The 15,531-nt window shown below is 52.4% G+C and carries 8 protein-coding genes; all 8 read left to right on the top strand.

The features are described from left to right. The first annotated feature begins 76 nt into the window (after positions 1-76). The 8 genes from AAF564_00495 to AAF564_00530 all read left to right on the top strand — a co-directional run bounded on the left by AAF564_00495 (position 77) and on the right by AAF564_00530 (position 15,473). On the top strand, positions 77-3,313 hold the full coding sequence (locus AAF564_00495) for a PDZ domain-containing protein (GenBank protein MEM8483989.1): 3,237 nt from the start codon (positions 77-79) through the stop codon (positions 3,311-3,313). 61 nt (positions 3,314-3,374) lie between these two features. Further along, complete coding sequence (locus tag AAF564_00500) at positions 3,375-4,670, top strand: aminotransferase class V-fold PLP-dependent enzyme (protein MEM8483990.1); 1,296 nt, start codon at positions 3,375-3,377, stop codon at positions 4,668-4,670. A 349-nt stretch (positions 4,671-5,019) separates the two neighbouring features. Beyond that, positions 5,020-7,779, top strand: a complete 2,760-nt coding sequence (locus AAF564_00505; protein MEM8483991.1) for a hypothetical protein — start codon at positions 5,020-5,022, stop codon at positions 7,777-7,779. Between the two features lie 607 nt (positions 7,780-8,386). Beyond that, positions 8,387-10,387 (top strand): hypothetical protein, encoded by a 2,001-nt coding sequence (locus AAF564_00510; protein MEM8483992.1) that lies wholly within the window; start codon positions 8,387-8,389, stop codon positions 10,385-10,387. A gap of 532 nt (positions 10,388-10,919) precedes the next feature. Further along, a complete protein-coding gene (locus AAF564_00515) occupies positions 10,920-12,479 on the top strand; it encodes a sulfatase (protein MEM8483993.1) in 1,560 nt (519 codons plus the stop codon). A 70-nt stretch (positions 12,480-12,549) separates the two neighbouring features. Continuing rightward, on the top strand, positions 12,550-13,437 hold the full coding sequence (locus AAF564_00520; GenBank protein ID MEM8483994.1) for an endonuclease/exonuclease/phosphatase family protein: 888 nt from the start codon (positions 12,550-12,552) through the stop codon (positions 13,435-13,437). Positions 13,438-13,523: 86 nt separating this feature from the next. Then, complete coding sequence (locus AAF564_00525; GenBank protein MEM8483995.1) at positions 13,524-14,858, top strand: dipeptidase; 1,335 nt, start codon at positions 13,524-13,526, stop codon at positions 14,856-14,858. 192 nt (positions 14,859-15,050) lie between these two features. After that, positions 15,051-15,473, top strand: a complete 423-nt coding sequence (locus tag AAF564_00530; GenBank protein MEM8483996.1) for a hypothetical protein — start codon at positions 15,051-15,053, stop codon at positions 15,471-15,473. Positions 15,474-15,531: the final 58 nt, after the last annotated feature.

Here is a 15,531-nt window from a genome sequence, read left to right on the forward strand (position 1 = left end):
AACAATCAAAATCGCATTTCTCCCCTACCAGCGGTACTTTACAAACCAACCCACTTCCATCCTCTTCTCCATCACCATGAAAACAATCCGTACCACGCTTTTTCTGCTCCTCATTCTATTGCTTGGCCCGGCCAGCTTGTTGGCGCAAATGCAGGAAGCACGCCTACTAAGACAACCCACGATTAGCGAATCCCACATCGCGTTTGCTTACGGCAGCGACCTGTGGATAGCTGACCAAACCGGTGGTCAGGCGCGCCGGCTCACCAGTACGCCGGCTGTAGAAAGCAATCCGCGTTTCTCCCCAGACGGACAGTGGCTTGCGTTCACTTCCAACCGGTCCGGGACGGATGCCGTTTATGTCGTTTCCATCAATGGCGGCACCCCCAAACGCCTCACCTGGTACCCGGCCAGCACCCGCGCCATTGGCTGGACACCCGATGGCAAACACGTCCTCTATTCTTCCACCCGCGAAACCGCCCCGACGCCACACAACCGGCTGTGGACCGTATCTGCAAATGGTGGACCCTCTACCCTGCTGCCGGCCCCCTGGGGCTATAGCGGTGCCTTTTCACCCGATGGCAATCACATGATCATTGACCGGGTATCGCGGTGGGAATCGGAATTCCAGGACTACCGTGGTGGACAAAACACCCCGCTCATCCTCATGAATATGGAAACGCTTGATGAGGTGTGGCTGCCCAACGAGCGAACCACAGACACACAGCCAGTGTGGCTCGGTGACAGCATTTATTTCTTGTCGGACCGCAGCGGCCCCGTGGAAATCTGGACTTACGACCGGTCACGTAACGCCGTAGAACAGGTGACCTCGCTGGGCGAGCCCGATATCAAGTGGCTTTCTGCCGGCGCCGGCATACTGGCCTACGAGCGTGATGGCTATCTCTACACACTCGACCCTGCAACAGGCAGAAGCAACAAGGTCTCCGTCACGGTAAGTGGCGATTTCCCGTGGATGGAAGCCGGCTGGAAATTTACTGGCGATCAGATTCGCAACATCGCCCTCTCCCCAACCGGACAACGCGCGGTGGTTGAAGCCCGCGGCGAGATCTTTACCATCCCGGCAGACAAAGGCGACCCGCGCAACCTCACCCGCTCTTCCGGCACCGCAGACCGCAGTCCGCTCTGGTCACCCGATGGCAGCTCCATTGTTTGGTTTTCTGATGACGGTGACGGCTATGTACTGCTTATCGCTGAGCAAGATGGCCTTTCTGAACCGAAGCGCGTTGATATCGGCGAATCTAATATGGCCTGGGATGCCACATGGTCTCCGGATGGCAATTGGCTGGCGTTTGTAGATGATGACGTCCGCATTCGCGTGATGGATATGGAGACGCACAACGTCGAAACTGTGGATGTCGGCGGCATCAACATTGAACGCAGTTCGATGGGCCTCAACTGGTCACCTGATTCCAAGTGGCTTGCATATGCCAAGACAGGCCCGAATAACTTCCGTAGCGTATACGCCCTCAACATTGACGACCGCAAACCGATTGCGCTCACCGACCCCATGGCAGATGCCCACGCGCCGGCGTGGGACCGCGACGGCCGGCACCTGTATTTCCTCGCCAGCACCGACGTTGCCCTCGGCTCCGGCTGGGCCAATACGAGTCGGATGAAAGCCAGCGCCAGCCAGCACCCGTACGTGCTGGTCTTGCGCGAAGATGATCCTACACCCTTCACCCTAGAAAGCGACGAAGAAGCCGTTGAAGAGGAAGAAGTGGAGGAAAGCGAGGAAGAAGAAGAAACTGAAATAGAGGAACCATCAGACGATGGCGTGCGCATCGACCGCAACCGGCTTGACCGACGCACCATCCCCCTCCCGATGGGATCTGGCTCATACAGCGAAATTATCGGTGGCCCCGCCGGCAGTGCCTTCATCCGCAGTGGGCGTACGGTACACAAGTTTACCCTCGACAAACGCAAGTCTGAAGAATTCCTGAACGGCGCTCAGCAGATTGCCATTTCCAACGATGGCGAAAAGCTCATTGCCCGCAGCGGACGCAGCTTGCGCATTGTCGGCACCGCTGGCAAACCCGGACCGGGCGACGGCACACTCGACATCGAACTGCGCATGTGGCTCGACCGCCAGGAAGAGTGGACGCAGATTTTTGAGGAAGCCTGGCGGTACGAACGCGACTTCTTCTACGACCCCGGCATGCACGGTCGAGACTGGAATCAAGTCCGCCGGCGCTACGAACCCCTCGTCGAACACGTGCGCCACCGCGCCGACCTGAACTACATCCTCGACCAGGTTAACGGCGAAATGTCGGTTGGTCACAGCTTTGTATTCGGCGGCGACTTCCCTGCAGTAGACACCATGCGGGTGGGCCTCCTCGGCGCAGACTTTAAGACCAATAGTGGGCGCTGGCAGATCAACCGTATCTACACCACAGAAAGCTGGAATCCCAACATCAAAGCACCACTCGACCGGCCTGGCCTGAATGTTGACGAAGGCCATTACCTGGTTGGCGTTGATGGGCGCGAATTGAGCGCGGCCATGGATCCGTACATGCTGCTCGATGGCACCGCTAACCGGCAAACTGTACTGCATGTGAATGATGCACCTTCCATGGAAGATGCCTGGACCGTGACCGTAGAACCACTGCGCAACGAACAGTCTTTGCGCCGGCGCGCGTGGGTAGAAGACAACAGGCGGTACGTTGAAGAGCACTCGGAAGGCAAACTGGCTTACATCTGGGTCCCCAACACCAGCGGCCAGGGCGTTAGCTCATTTGACCGGTACTACTTCGCCCAGCAAGACAAACATGCTGCGGTAATCGACGAGCGCTTCAACGGCGGCGGATTGCTAGACGATTACATGGTTGATTTGATGTCGCGCCGGCTCCGGGCTGCCATCACCAACGAAGTGCCCAATGCCATTCATTTCCGGCTACCCGCCGGCATCCTTGGTCCGAAGGTGTTGCTGATCAACGAAAACGCTGGCTCGGGTGGCGACTTCTTCCCGTGGGTTTTCCGACAGCAGCAAATCGGACCGCTGATTGGGATGCGCACCTGGGGTGGACTCGTGAAGTCTTCCGTCCATTATGGAATGGTAGATGGCGGCGCACTTACAGCACCAGATAACGCGGTCTTCGACCCGATCAACAGAAAATGGATCGCAGAGAACGAAGGGGTAGCGCCAGACATCGAAGTCAGGTTAAGCGCCAAAGCACTGGCTGCCGGCCGCGACCCGCAGTTGGATCGTGCCATCGAAGAAGCGCTCAGACTCCTCGCAGAAGAACAACCGATGCAGAACATCACCCCGCCACCGTATCCAACACCAGCGAAAAACTGATCAAAAAGCCCCGGTGTCATGTGATGCCGGGGCTGTCCCTCCACATTAGGCGCAAGGCACCATGAAGGATTTAGACAGGCGACACTTCCTCAAAACCATCAACAGCATGGCCGCCGGCCTCAGCACCATTCCCCTGTTGAATCCGGCATGGTTAGATGTGCTCGAAGAGAAACTGGCCGTGTTCAACAAAAGCACGCCACAAGATGCTGCGCGAGATGAAGATTACTGGACCCACATCCAACAAGCATTCAATCCATCACCGCTGTATATCAACCTGGAAAACGGCTACATGAGTCCGCAGCCCATTAAGGTGATGCAGGCCCAGTTGGCCAACATCCAGATGATCAACGAGCGGACATCGTTCTACATGCGCCGGCAGGCACAGGATGAAGTCAAAGGCGCCAACCAGCAAATCGCCGCGTTAGCCGGCGTCTCCACAGAAGAACTCATCATTACCCGCAACACCACCGAAGCACTCGACACGGTGATTGCGGGCATCGACTTCGAGGCTGGCGACGAGGCCATCATGTGTGACCTCGACTACAGCAGCATGCTGCAAGCCTTCGACCAGCAGTCGCGCCGGCTGGGCTTGGTGACCAAATACATCAAGTTGCCATTACATCCCGACTCCGACGAGCAAATTGTCGAGATCTACCGGCAGGCCATCACACCAAAAACCAAAATCATCCTCGTCACCCACCTCAACAATATCACAGGAATGATTCTGCCGGTCCGCAAAATCTGCGACATGGCCCATGAGCACGGGGTAGAAGTGATTTGTGATGGCGCGCACTCGTTTGCGCACCTCGACTACAAAATCCCGGACCTGCATTGTGACTACTTCGGGGCGAGTCTGCACAAGTGGCTGTGTACGCCAATGGGCGCCGGCATCTTATACGTTAAAAAGGAGAAGATCAACAAAGTATGGCCGCTTTTTGGCGATACCAATTTCCCCGAAGACGACATCCGCAAGTTTGCCCACATCGGCATCCACCCGGTATCAACCAACCTGACGGTGTCCAACGCGATCCGCTTCCACAACATGATCGGCGCGGCCAGAAAAGAAGCCCGATTAAAGTACCTGAAGCAATACTGGACTGAGCAAGTGCGCGACCTCGCCAGCCTCACCATCCATACACCATGGGACGCCTACCGTGCCTCCGCACTGGTGCTGATTTCAGTCGATGGTTATACGCCAGATGAACTGGTGGAGGCACTTTACGAGCACTATCGGATTTTCACGGTCGCACGAATAAACCCGGTAGTCACCGGCGTACGCATCACGCCCCACTTATATACGAGGATTAAAGAACTTGATGCGTTGGTGCATGCACTGAAGGCGGTGTGCTCAAATTAAGCCCATTAAGATTCTATCCTAATACTGGGACAGGCCTGAAATTCACCAACTGTTTTGTGATGTTCTCCAGTCTTTGCTTTTCAACTCTCCACCAACAAAAAACGCGCTGGTTTTGAACATTAAGCATTAAAAATGCATGCTTCTTTCCAGTAGCGAGCGGCTCTTTATCATTAGGAAAGGCCATCCCCCATATCTCCTACGGTGGCATATCAAGTCCTTGCCAAACCCTATTTCATTTTCCAACCGACTTGTTGATGTCGGCTTCTATTTCATTTATTCGCATAGTAATCTGGATGGATAAGGCAGCAGAGGAAACTATCATTCTGCAAAAAACCACACAGATCGAGCAATGGCTAACCTAACTGTCAACACATCGGCACCCCGCAGACACCTCACATTATGGAGCATCTTTGTGTTTATGCTCAGCGTTGCGTTCTGGGGTTGTGAGAAAGAAGAAACCTTGGACCAGGGCCCCTTCCCAGGTGAGGGCACGCCTCCGAGTATTGAGGTACCCGGGTCTACTGCAAAACTTCCTTTGGACATCAATCCAGAAATTCTAGACGAGTTGAGCAACACCTACGGCGGCCGCATCAGTGCAAAATACCCAGCTCATGACGGCGATCGTTTTTTTGTCACACTGCCGGCACGCGAAGCATCCAACGTGGCTACCGGAGATGTCTTTTCACAACTGATAACACCACTGCTGGGTGCCCTTGGGTTTGACCGGGGCACAGATGCCTTTCGCCTGCCGCCCAACCAGGGCGTCCCTATGGCACGGGCCAATTATGACGGGTTGATCCAGGCTGTACAGGACGAATATGGAGTGACCGAACAGCTCTTTAAACCAAGAACCCGCTTCATGTTGGAAGCCCTTCAAAACCGCAATGCCACGCCTGAAATCGATATGGCACTCGAAATGGGTGAAGGGATGAATTTGAATCAATTTATTGCTGGCATCGAACGTGAAGCCATTGCATTTCCATTTGTCCAGGTAGATGCGGATATCCCCATTGAACACACCATGATTCTGGCACAGCGTTGGGAGGGGCAGGGTATTACGTCTATCCGTGGTGTCTTTTATAACAAATACGATATTGCCAATAGCCTTGTTATTCAGCACGAAGATGCTGTTTCTCGTGCAATTGAAGCTTTACGGCAGGTAGAGGGTGTTGACCGGGTGGCAGATACCAAAGAGGCCGAGGATGGTCCATATCTGATGCTTCTGCCATACGGAAGCGATGCGGCCGGTGTCACGTACATGCGGTATGCCTATCGTATGATATTGCAGGGCTATGCCGTTGGGAGGCAAGGAGGCTTCCAGTTATGGTCTGACGCAGAAAATGGCGACATACTCAAACTTGAACCGCTCTTTTCGGATGTAGGTGCTTCGGGCACTGTGTATAACAGAGATCCAGGAGTTGCTACAAGAACAGCCTCTTTTCAGGTGGATCCTGAGTCGGGTGGAAATTACACGCTGCAGTTAAGTGGAGTACTGAACCGGGTCGACTATCTAGGAAATGGCTTTGATGCCGACGATGTAAGTATCAATGCTGCCTCAGGGGGGAGTTCTCCCACCTTCGCAAACTTTAACCAGGCCCCCATCAACGATGCAACACAGGCTTTGTGTGCATCTGGCACCAACAAGGCGTTCCAACAGGTAAATTTCTTTGGGGTGATCCACCGGTACTATCAGCGCGGGTTGAGTCTGGGCGTATTTACGCCTTTCCCTACATCACCGTGGAACCCAAGAGTAGAATCCGCCTCTGCCGGTTGCAATGCATGGTCTACAATGGACTACGGCGCCTGCCAGGGCTATACTGATGCGGCCTGCCCCAATTTCTCTACGGGCACAATCAGCGGTAGCAACTATATGAATTTTGCGCACGACAATACGGTTGTTGGGCACGAATTGGCGCATAATTTAACGGATCGTTTTACAAACACGCGGCCGGCAGACTGGTGTGGCGTATTGCCTTGTCCGATCCCTGTGGGATGGGGCAGATTGCATGACCTGGCAGATTTTTGGGCCGATCACTTTGACTCGACCAATTGTACTGCCGGCTGGGTTGCCAAAAATCAGGGCGGCGTAAACAATAGCCTGAATTGCGCCAATCATAATGAAGGGGGTGGGCTTCCCCGATTACATGAAGTGGCTGTCCCGTTCAATCCAGCCGCTATCGGCGACCATTTCCCCGAACACCGGGCCATTTCGACGATCGACTATGCAGATTCTCAAATTGGCGCTGCAGCACTTTGGCAGGTCCGTCTGGGAATGAGAAGCAAATGCCGGCCTTCAGGGATGCCGCAATTTGCCGTCCGATTTGCACGCGCCCTGCGCGAAACTGGTTTCTTCGGGACTGCACCTGCAGGCACAGACCAGGGCATTTTCAACTACCTATACGACCTGGAAGTAGAGATGGTCGAACAATGGGCAAGCTCTGGATCTCCCGGTGGCCCGCCGGCCTTTAGGCACAACGGCCCACATACAACCAACAAGGTTACTGCTGGATTTGCTAAAACGGGCCTTTTCCTCACTCCAGATCAGTGTATCGACAGCGATGCCGCGACGTCCGATCCTACTTTTTGTCCGAGTGGCGAAAACGGAGGAGATTCGGTAATTGACATCGACGACAATGATCTGGGGGATGACCTATCCATAAATGGCGTGGATCACCCAGAAGTGGATTTCCTCGAACTGGGCGGCCCTGCCCCGACGTTCCACGTATGGACTGGACCACGATATCGATTCGACGGTACAACTGGTCTACGAGAAATTACAAACCCCGCACCTTGCAATAGCGAATTTCAGGTTGAAGTCGCTGACGATCCCACGTTCCCTGGTGCTTCAACGATAACCAGCCCGTGGATCGGCGTGGATGTTGATCCAACCACACCAGATACACCAGAATGTTATGGCAACTGGTCACCATCGGATACCCAATGGACCATGCTTCAGTCGGGCGGTGCCCTGACGCGGCTCTACTACAGATCCAGAACGCGCGATGCCGGTGCTGGGAACATCAGGCTCTCTACCGAGCCAGGCGCCGGGTTGTGGAGCGTTCCTGCACCCTATGCTGTGCTCACTACAAACGGACAATCTGACTACTAAACTAATGTTTGGGGTATCTGAACAGGATGTTATAAGTCAAACGCCCCTGAGAGTTGTACAACAATTCCCAGGGGCAATTTTGCTGATCTTCATAATTACACAACTCGCGTGCAGCGATCTGCCCGGAGAGTTTAGCGAAGAACCACTCCCACATTCATCCACAGTAGTAAATCATAGCTCTACGCCACAAGAGAAAACAAACGCATTCTTTTCTTCAAGGCGTCATGCCCACACAATAAACACGCAAGATCCCTATCCTATCGAACTAAGCCAGCTATCCGGACCTGCCATTAGTAGCGCATCGTTGGTTGTAGATATCGAATCAGCTGCGACCGACTCGATGCTGACCATTCCGTTGAGCAGCAAAGAGCACCCCAAGATATGGCACAGCGAAATCCCCCCACAGCCTACTGGGACATCACTCTCTTATTGGTTCGACATTTCGCTAGTAAATGGAACGCAAATCCGCTATCCCGCGAACCAGGAAGCGCACTTTTCTTTTCGGATAGTCCCGCTGGTTGTGCAATCCGTTACGGTACCACAAAGGAATATGCCCAACCGGAAGGTAAGCATTGATATAGAAGGTGATGGACCACTATCCGGTGTTTTGATTGCCCGCATTATCGATACAGAAGGCAGTGCGCGTGAGGTGCAATTGCCCTTGAGCCAACAGCAAATCGACGAGCGTGTTTATCAGTTAACAACCACGCTTCCAAAACAGGCTCATGGCAGTATCATAGATTTTTACGTGGAATGCTTTTCGGCGGCAGGCGACACAATTCGAGTCCCCGCAGACGCACCGGCTCACGTGTATTCCCTCAAAAAGCCTTTACGATCTTATCAGCGCTTGCCAGCACTTTCTCAATACATAAAGTCCATAGAAGCAAGCGAAAATTTCGCCTGGACAGCCACGTCTGGCGGCGGTGTTAGGGTATTCGATGGTAATAATCAGGTCGCTAGCTGGAATATTGATCATGGTTTGTTTTCGGAACGGATCCAATTTATTTCGGCAGACCCAGTTAATCGTCAAGTATATATCGGCACAGAACGCGGGGTTTCAGCGCTACAATGGGATGGCAGCTCTGCTGTTAAACTTGTACCACAACCAGCCAATTCGTGGAACGCTGAACAGAAAACCCCGGACTACTTCAGCACTGGTCCCGGAGTGGTTTCACCACTTGATGGGACCTTTTATTTTCAGGTACAAGCTGAAGCAATGCTGGAACAACGCTTCGCCCCCTCTCAGATGTTTGCTTACAAAGATGGCCGTTTAGATACCTTGCACATCCCGGCTTCACTTGGCTGGGGCGGTACTTCAGTTGCTATTTTTAATGAAATGACAGGTTGTATGGTACTCGCCGGGACCTCGTTTAAGCAGCAACACTTTGAAAACGTGATCCTTCAGCAATGTGGGACACAACTCCAAACCATTGTACCTCAAAACTTCCAGTATGCTGATAAACCTGCTGTTCTGGAACAGATCCTGGGCATAAGCGCCACACCGCTCTCGGACAATTTGGCGTTGAGCATTCAGTTCAGAGTGTCCGGACAGTCTTTTTTTGGTGTATACGAGTTGGACCTACAAACGGAACAACTGACCCCTGTCGCACCAGAATTATCCATGTTAGATGTGGAGATTACTGCGCTCGTCCCTGAATGGCAATCGGGCCAACTGGTAGCAGCTACTTTTGGCAAGGGCCTGTGGCGTCTTTCCCACGGCAAGGCAATACGCACGGAGATATCAGCATTACCCGCAGAAATCACCGCTCTTCATCGTGTACCAGATGGCTCCTGGCTTGTCGGCACTTCAAAAGGTGTATTCCAACTTGATGAAGCAAAGAACCTCGTAGCACTGGTTACGGCGCCGGAGGAACAATCGAATGCTGTACCAGCAAGCGCCTTGCCCATGGATGTACAAGCGGTCACCCAACGGGTACTGCTTTCCGGCCGAGAATCTGGTCTGGCCGAAATCGAACAAGCCGCCGGCAAATGGCACGTATCTCGACGCTGGCAGCCAGGAGCAGCCTTACCGACTGGAATTTATGGAGATGCACAGTATGGAACGGATGATGAAATCTATGCAACCCTTGGTGCTGAAGGGCTATTACAACTGGCGAATAACACATACGACGTGCTAGGCACCGAGGATGGATTACAAAATAAGCATGTGCTCCGAATGCTGGGCAAATCTACAGGAGAGTTACTGTTGACATACATGCCGTTGCCTTTCGGAGCCAAAGACCCTCCGGTCATTCACGCGTTACAGGATAATGTGATAGTCCAGTCCATCCCCGTTTCTAATTCGCCACTGACCGCTATGCGTAGCTGGATCGATGTCCCTGAAACTGGAAAAGTTTTTACAGCAACCGGAGCAGGGGTTGTCGCACTCGACAATGATGGTAATTCTGAACGTATTTCTAAAAATGCGGCCTCGGCGCTTGCCTATCATGCGCCATCCAATACGCTTGGAATCGTTGGTTCAGCCATAGAAAAATGGGACGGCAAGCGTATTAATCCTGTGCTGTTTGGTATCAAGAAGCCTCGCATGCCCAATGCCAGTTTTTTCGGCGCAGCCCGCGATGTGGCATTCGACAAAGCTGGCCGATGATACATTCTTTATGACCAGGGAATCATCGTACTCCTGGATGCACAGGGGAGATTTGAAGGGGTTTTGGATCAGGAAGATGGCATACCTTTTACGGCCAAGAAGCTACTCGCCCATCCTTCTACAGGGCATGTTCTTGTCGGTAGCGAGGAAAGCATGGTTATTCTCATGAATGAATAATTTCTAACGAACCTTTAATCCACAAACCTCTGGATTAACTGGATATCTCACTTCGGATCGAGGGCGATCAACGACGCTAAAAACGCAACAATGCCCTTGACACATCGCACACCCCTGTGCTGTACTCGATTATCCGTTACCTGCGTATTGGGTCTTGGCATCGCGTATTTCCCATCACACATGCTTACATCATCAAGCCGTTTGGCCTCTTTCAGTTGCTAGTCTATGCGTGAGCGTCGTCTTGAACCTTGCATTGACCTTCATCTTATAATTTTGTTGGTTAAAACACGCCTTGACGCGGGTGCATCAAAAGAAAACCCGCCGGCACAGCTTCCCCCACCAAACCAACAGTATTGTGAACAGATTCCACCAATACCTGCTCATCATCATCACCTTGGTCTTCTTTTCAGGATGTGAAACAACGCCAGAGAAGCAACAGCCCAACATCATTTTTGTCTTCACTGATGACCACGCACCCCACGCCGTCGGTGCCTATGGCGGGCCCCTGGCAGCTGTAGATCCGACGCCCAACATGGACCGCCTGGCGGCGGAAGGCATGCTGTTCCGCAATGCGTTTGTCACCAACTCGATCTGCGCGCCAAGCCGCGCCGTCATTCTGACGGGGCTGCACAGCCACCTGAACAGCGTCCCAACCAACCGCGAGCCTTTTGACTCTACCCAGGTGACTTTCCCAAAACTGCTCCAGCAGGCCGGCTACCAGACCGCCATGATCGGGAAATGGCACTTAAAAACGCAACCCACAGGATTTGATCATTGGGAAGTCCTTCCGGGACAGGGCAACTACTACAATCCCGACTTCCGAACCCCCGAAGGCCGGATACAGGAAACAGGGTATGTAACTGATATCATTACCGACAAAGTACTGGACTGGCTGCAAATGGGCCGGGATAAGTCGAAGCCGTTTATGGTGATGTACCAGCACAAAGCCCCGCATCGGCGGTGGTCGCCAGGAACAGATCACCTGACCACCTTCGATGATATCGAAATGCCAGAGCCGGCTACCTTGTTTGATGATTATGAAGGCCGCACCTCAGCTGCCAAAACCCAGGAAATGGAAATTGGCCGGCACATGGACTACAACTGGGACCTGAAAGTACGCCAACGCCCGGACCCCAATCGGATGGGACTGCACGAACGGGCAGAAGAACTATACTTCCGGATGAACGAAACGCAGCGCGCCGCATGGGATGCCAGCTATGAGCCCAAAAACCAACAAATGCTGGATGAAAACCCAACGGGTGATGCGCTACTTCGGTGGAAATACCAGCGGTACATCAAAGATTATTTACGCGTGATCCGTTCGGTAGACGACAACCTCGGCCGGCTACTGGATTACCTCGAAGAGAGCGGTCTCGATGAAAACACCGTGGTCATCTACAACTCCGACCAGGGATTCTATCTAGGTGATCACGGCTGGTTCGATAAGCGGTGGATGTACGAAGAGTCGCTAAAAACCCCGTTGATTGTCCGCTGGCCGGGCGTAGTGGAGGCCGGCAGCGAAAACACAGACCTGGTGCAGAACCTGGATCTGGCGCAAACTTTCCTCGGCATTGCTGATGTGGCGGAAGAAGACGCGATGCAGGGCACGAGCCTTGTGCCGCTCCTGAAAGGCGAGACGCCGGCAGATTGGCGGGATGCGATCTATTACCAGTATTACGAGTACCCCGGTCCCCACATGGTCGAACGCCACTACGGCGTCCGCACAGACCAGCACAAGCTCATCCACTACTACAATATCGACGAATGGGAGCTATTTGACCTATCCGCCGACCCGGATGAGTTGCAGAGTGTCTACGACGACCCAACCTACGCCGAAGTGCGCGAGGACCTGCATCAAAGGCTATCCGATTTACGTGTGCACTATCGGGTGCCTGAGGATGACCCGGTGCAGTAAAATGACCTCGTAGTTGCATTATTAACCCTCTTTGCAGGACCTGAAGAAGCTGTACAAACTACAGAGTCACATGATTAATAAAATTGCGCCACTCCTGTTTTTAGCTGTTATAACAGGCTGTACATCTGAGCAGAACGAAAATGCCGCACAGGATGCGGGTCAAGAATTCCGCGTGATCACCTACAACGTATGGTACGGGTTCACCAAAGCCCCTGACAGAAAAGCACGATGGATCCAGTGGATGCAGCATCAACAACCCGATGTAGTTTCTCTCCAGGAGCTCAATGAATACACGCCTGAAAAACTCGCCGAGGATGCTAAGCTGTGGGGGCATCAATACAGCGAATTGCTCAAAGAAGATGGATTTCCAACCGGCGTAACTTCAAAATACCCGATAGAGGATATACACAGGTTGAGGGAAGGATTTCAGCATGGCCTGTTAAGGGTTAAGATTGAAGGCATGTACTTTTATATAATCCACCTCCATCACGGCGACTGGGAAGTTCGAAACCGGGAAATCGATTTAATTTTAGCTGATATACAGAAATTACCAGTTGATGCCAGGATTCTCCTGGCCGGTGACTTCAATACCTTCTCACCTGACGACTCGGTCTATTATGCCCATGGCCGGTTGGAAGCTTTTTTTAGTGAACGGTATAAAGCCTTTAATGAGCCAAATCTTCGTGATGGGATGCTGGATTATGGGGCCGTTCAGAAGTTGCTAGATCAAGGCTTTGCTGATCTGGAAGTTGGAATGCGGCCGGAGGATTACACATTCACCGGCAGCTATCCTACCTTAATTGAAAAAGAAGGAGAACACGGTGATCAGAGAAGACTGGACTACGTCTTTGCAAATCAGGTATTGGCGGATCAGGTGAAACAGTCCTATATCGTGGCCGACGACACAACACAGACGTTATCTGATCACCTCCCTGTAGTGGTTGATTTTTCGTTTTAGCAGGGAGCCTCTACCAAGACCCCAACACTCATTTGAATTGAATTTACCCTAAATTGGAACGCATTCCCTTTCCCACCAATTGTGCCATGAATTACACATTACCCTCTTACAGGTTGGTACTCTTTCTTTTGATACTCGTGCTGATCGGCTGTGAGTCGCCAGATAACCTTTCAGCCCAAGCAATTCCAGACGTAGAAGATGAGTCAGCACTCATTGAACGCGCCCGTGGCATCCATGAGCGGGTTATTACCCTCGACACACACGTAGACTTCAGGCCCTCAAATTTCACCGACGCACGCAACTATACCATGGATCTGCCCACGCAGGTAACGCTGCCAAAAATGGAAGCAGGGGGATTGGACGTTGCCTGGATGGTGGTATATGTTGGTCAGGGGCCGTTACACGAAGAAGGCTATGCGCAGGCTTACCAAGATGCCATGGATAAATTCAACGCCATCCATTGGCTTGCTGGAGAAAAAGCACCTGATCGCATTGAAATCGCCTATACCTCTGATGACGTACGCCGGATTGCAGCCTCAGGAAAAAAGGTCGCGATGATCTGCCTTGAGAATTCTTACCAGGTGGGCCTTGATCTCGATAACATCAAGAAATTTCATGATCTTGGTGCGCGTTATATGTCGCTGGCGCACAATGGGCACAACCAATTCTCAGACTCCCATACAGGAGAGCGTGTAGGCGGATGGATGCACAATGGATTGAGCGACCTGGGCCGGCAGGCGGTAGCTGAGATGAACAAATGGGGGATCATGATCGACATCTCCCATCCCTCCAAGGCGGCAAACATGGAAGTGTTTGAGCTGACACGCGCCCCCGTTATGGCGTCACACTCATCAGCGCGCGCCTTGAGCGATGTAAGCCGCAATCTGGACGACGAACAGTTGATGGCCCTGAAAGAAAACGGCGGCGTCATCCAAACCGTTGCCTTCACGGGGTATGTAGATATAGAGAAAAGTAATCGCTACCGGGCCGGGCAAGACTCCTTGCGCAGGGCCATTGCAGATGAGATGGGTATTGAGCTTGTCGCTAGCCGTGGTGCGTTGTTCCGCATGTCACAAGAAGAGCGGGAAGCATACAACCAGCGCACAGCACCAGTGGAGGAAGCGTTTGAGGCGCAAAAAGAAGAGCTCGATGTATCCCCAGTCGACGTAGCTGATTTTGTTGACCACATCGATTACCTCGTCGAAAAAATTGGTATCGATCACGTAGGGATCTCCTCAGACTTTGATGGCGGCGGCGGCATTGAAGGTTGGGACGATGCCTCAGAGACCTTCAACGTCACCCTCGAACTCGTGCGCAGAGGGTACACAGAAGAGCAGATCGAAAAAATCTGGAGCGGTAACCTGCTCCGCGTCCTCGATGAAGTACAACGGATCGCAAAGGAGATTCAGGCTGAGGGGTAAATGGTTGCCCTGCCAGTTTCATTATCGAACCTTTTCCTACAGGACCTAAAACGGCTATTCGAACTACAGCCTTTGCTGCCAGTCGTGCCTTTAGATGCTAAAATGAGCGATTTCAGGGCGAATTCCCGTTAACCCGCGACCTCCCTTAAAGGATTAGAACCAGGTATAAAAGAGAAGCGAAGAGGCAAAACGATGAAGAATATGGACACGAAAGAGCGATTTATCGAACTACGGGCACGGAGCTACTCGTTCGATAAAATAGCTGAGGAGCTGGATGTATCGAAGCCGACCTTGATTAAGTGGCATAAGGAGTTTGAGCGTGAGATCGTAAACCTGCGCTACATCCACGTTGAAGGGCTGCTGGAGAAACACGGGTTACTGAAGCAGAAAAAGATCGAGGTGCTAGCCGAGGTCCTTCAACGGACGCTGGACGAGATCAGGACGCGGGATCTGAGTGATGTGTCAGTTAAACATTTAATCGAGATTACAAAACTTGTTGATGATAGGCTTGAAAAAGAATTCGATGGCATTGTCTACCTAACAAAGGAATTTACTGACCCGCTCCAATCTTTGATTGACAACTCCATGACTAGGACCATTCGATTAGGCGAATAGACATCTCTTTAATTCGAAGCGAAAGAAGTTTGCAACGATAAGTTCTAAGTGAGCACCA

It is taken from the genome of Bacteroidota bacterium (assembly GCA_039111535.1).
Taxonomy (GTDB): Bacteria; Bacteroidota; Rhodothermia; order Rhodothermales; family JAHQVL01; genus JBCCIM01.

What these genes read in the sequence shown, in the direction of transcription:
- AAF564_00495 (MEM8483989.1), top strand. Translation starts at nt 77, where the DNA reads ATGAAAACAATCCGTACCACGCTTTTTCTGCTCCTCATTCTATTGCTT.
- AAF564_00500 (MEM8483990.1), top strand. Translation starts at nt 3,375, where the DNA reads ATGAAGGATTTAGACAGGCGACACTTCCTCAAAACCATCAACAGCATG.
- AAF564_00505 (MEM8483991.1), top strand. Translation starts at nt 5,020, where the DNA reads ATGGCTAACCTAACTGTCAACACATCGGCACCCCGCAGACACCTCACA.
- AAF564_00520 (MEM8483994.1), top strand. Translation starts at nt 12,550, where the DNA reads ATGATTAATAAAATTGCGCCACTCCTGTTTTTAGCTGTTATAACAGGC.
- AAF564_00525 (MEM8483995.1), top strand. Translation starts at nt 13,524, where the DNA reads ATGAATTACACATTACCCTCTTACAGGTTGGTACTCTTTCTTTTGATA.
- AAF564_00530 (MEM8483996.1), top strand. Translation starts at nt 15,051, where the DNA reads ATGAAGAATATGGACACGAAAGAGCGATTTATCGAACTACGGGCACGG.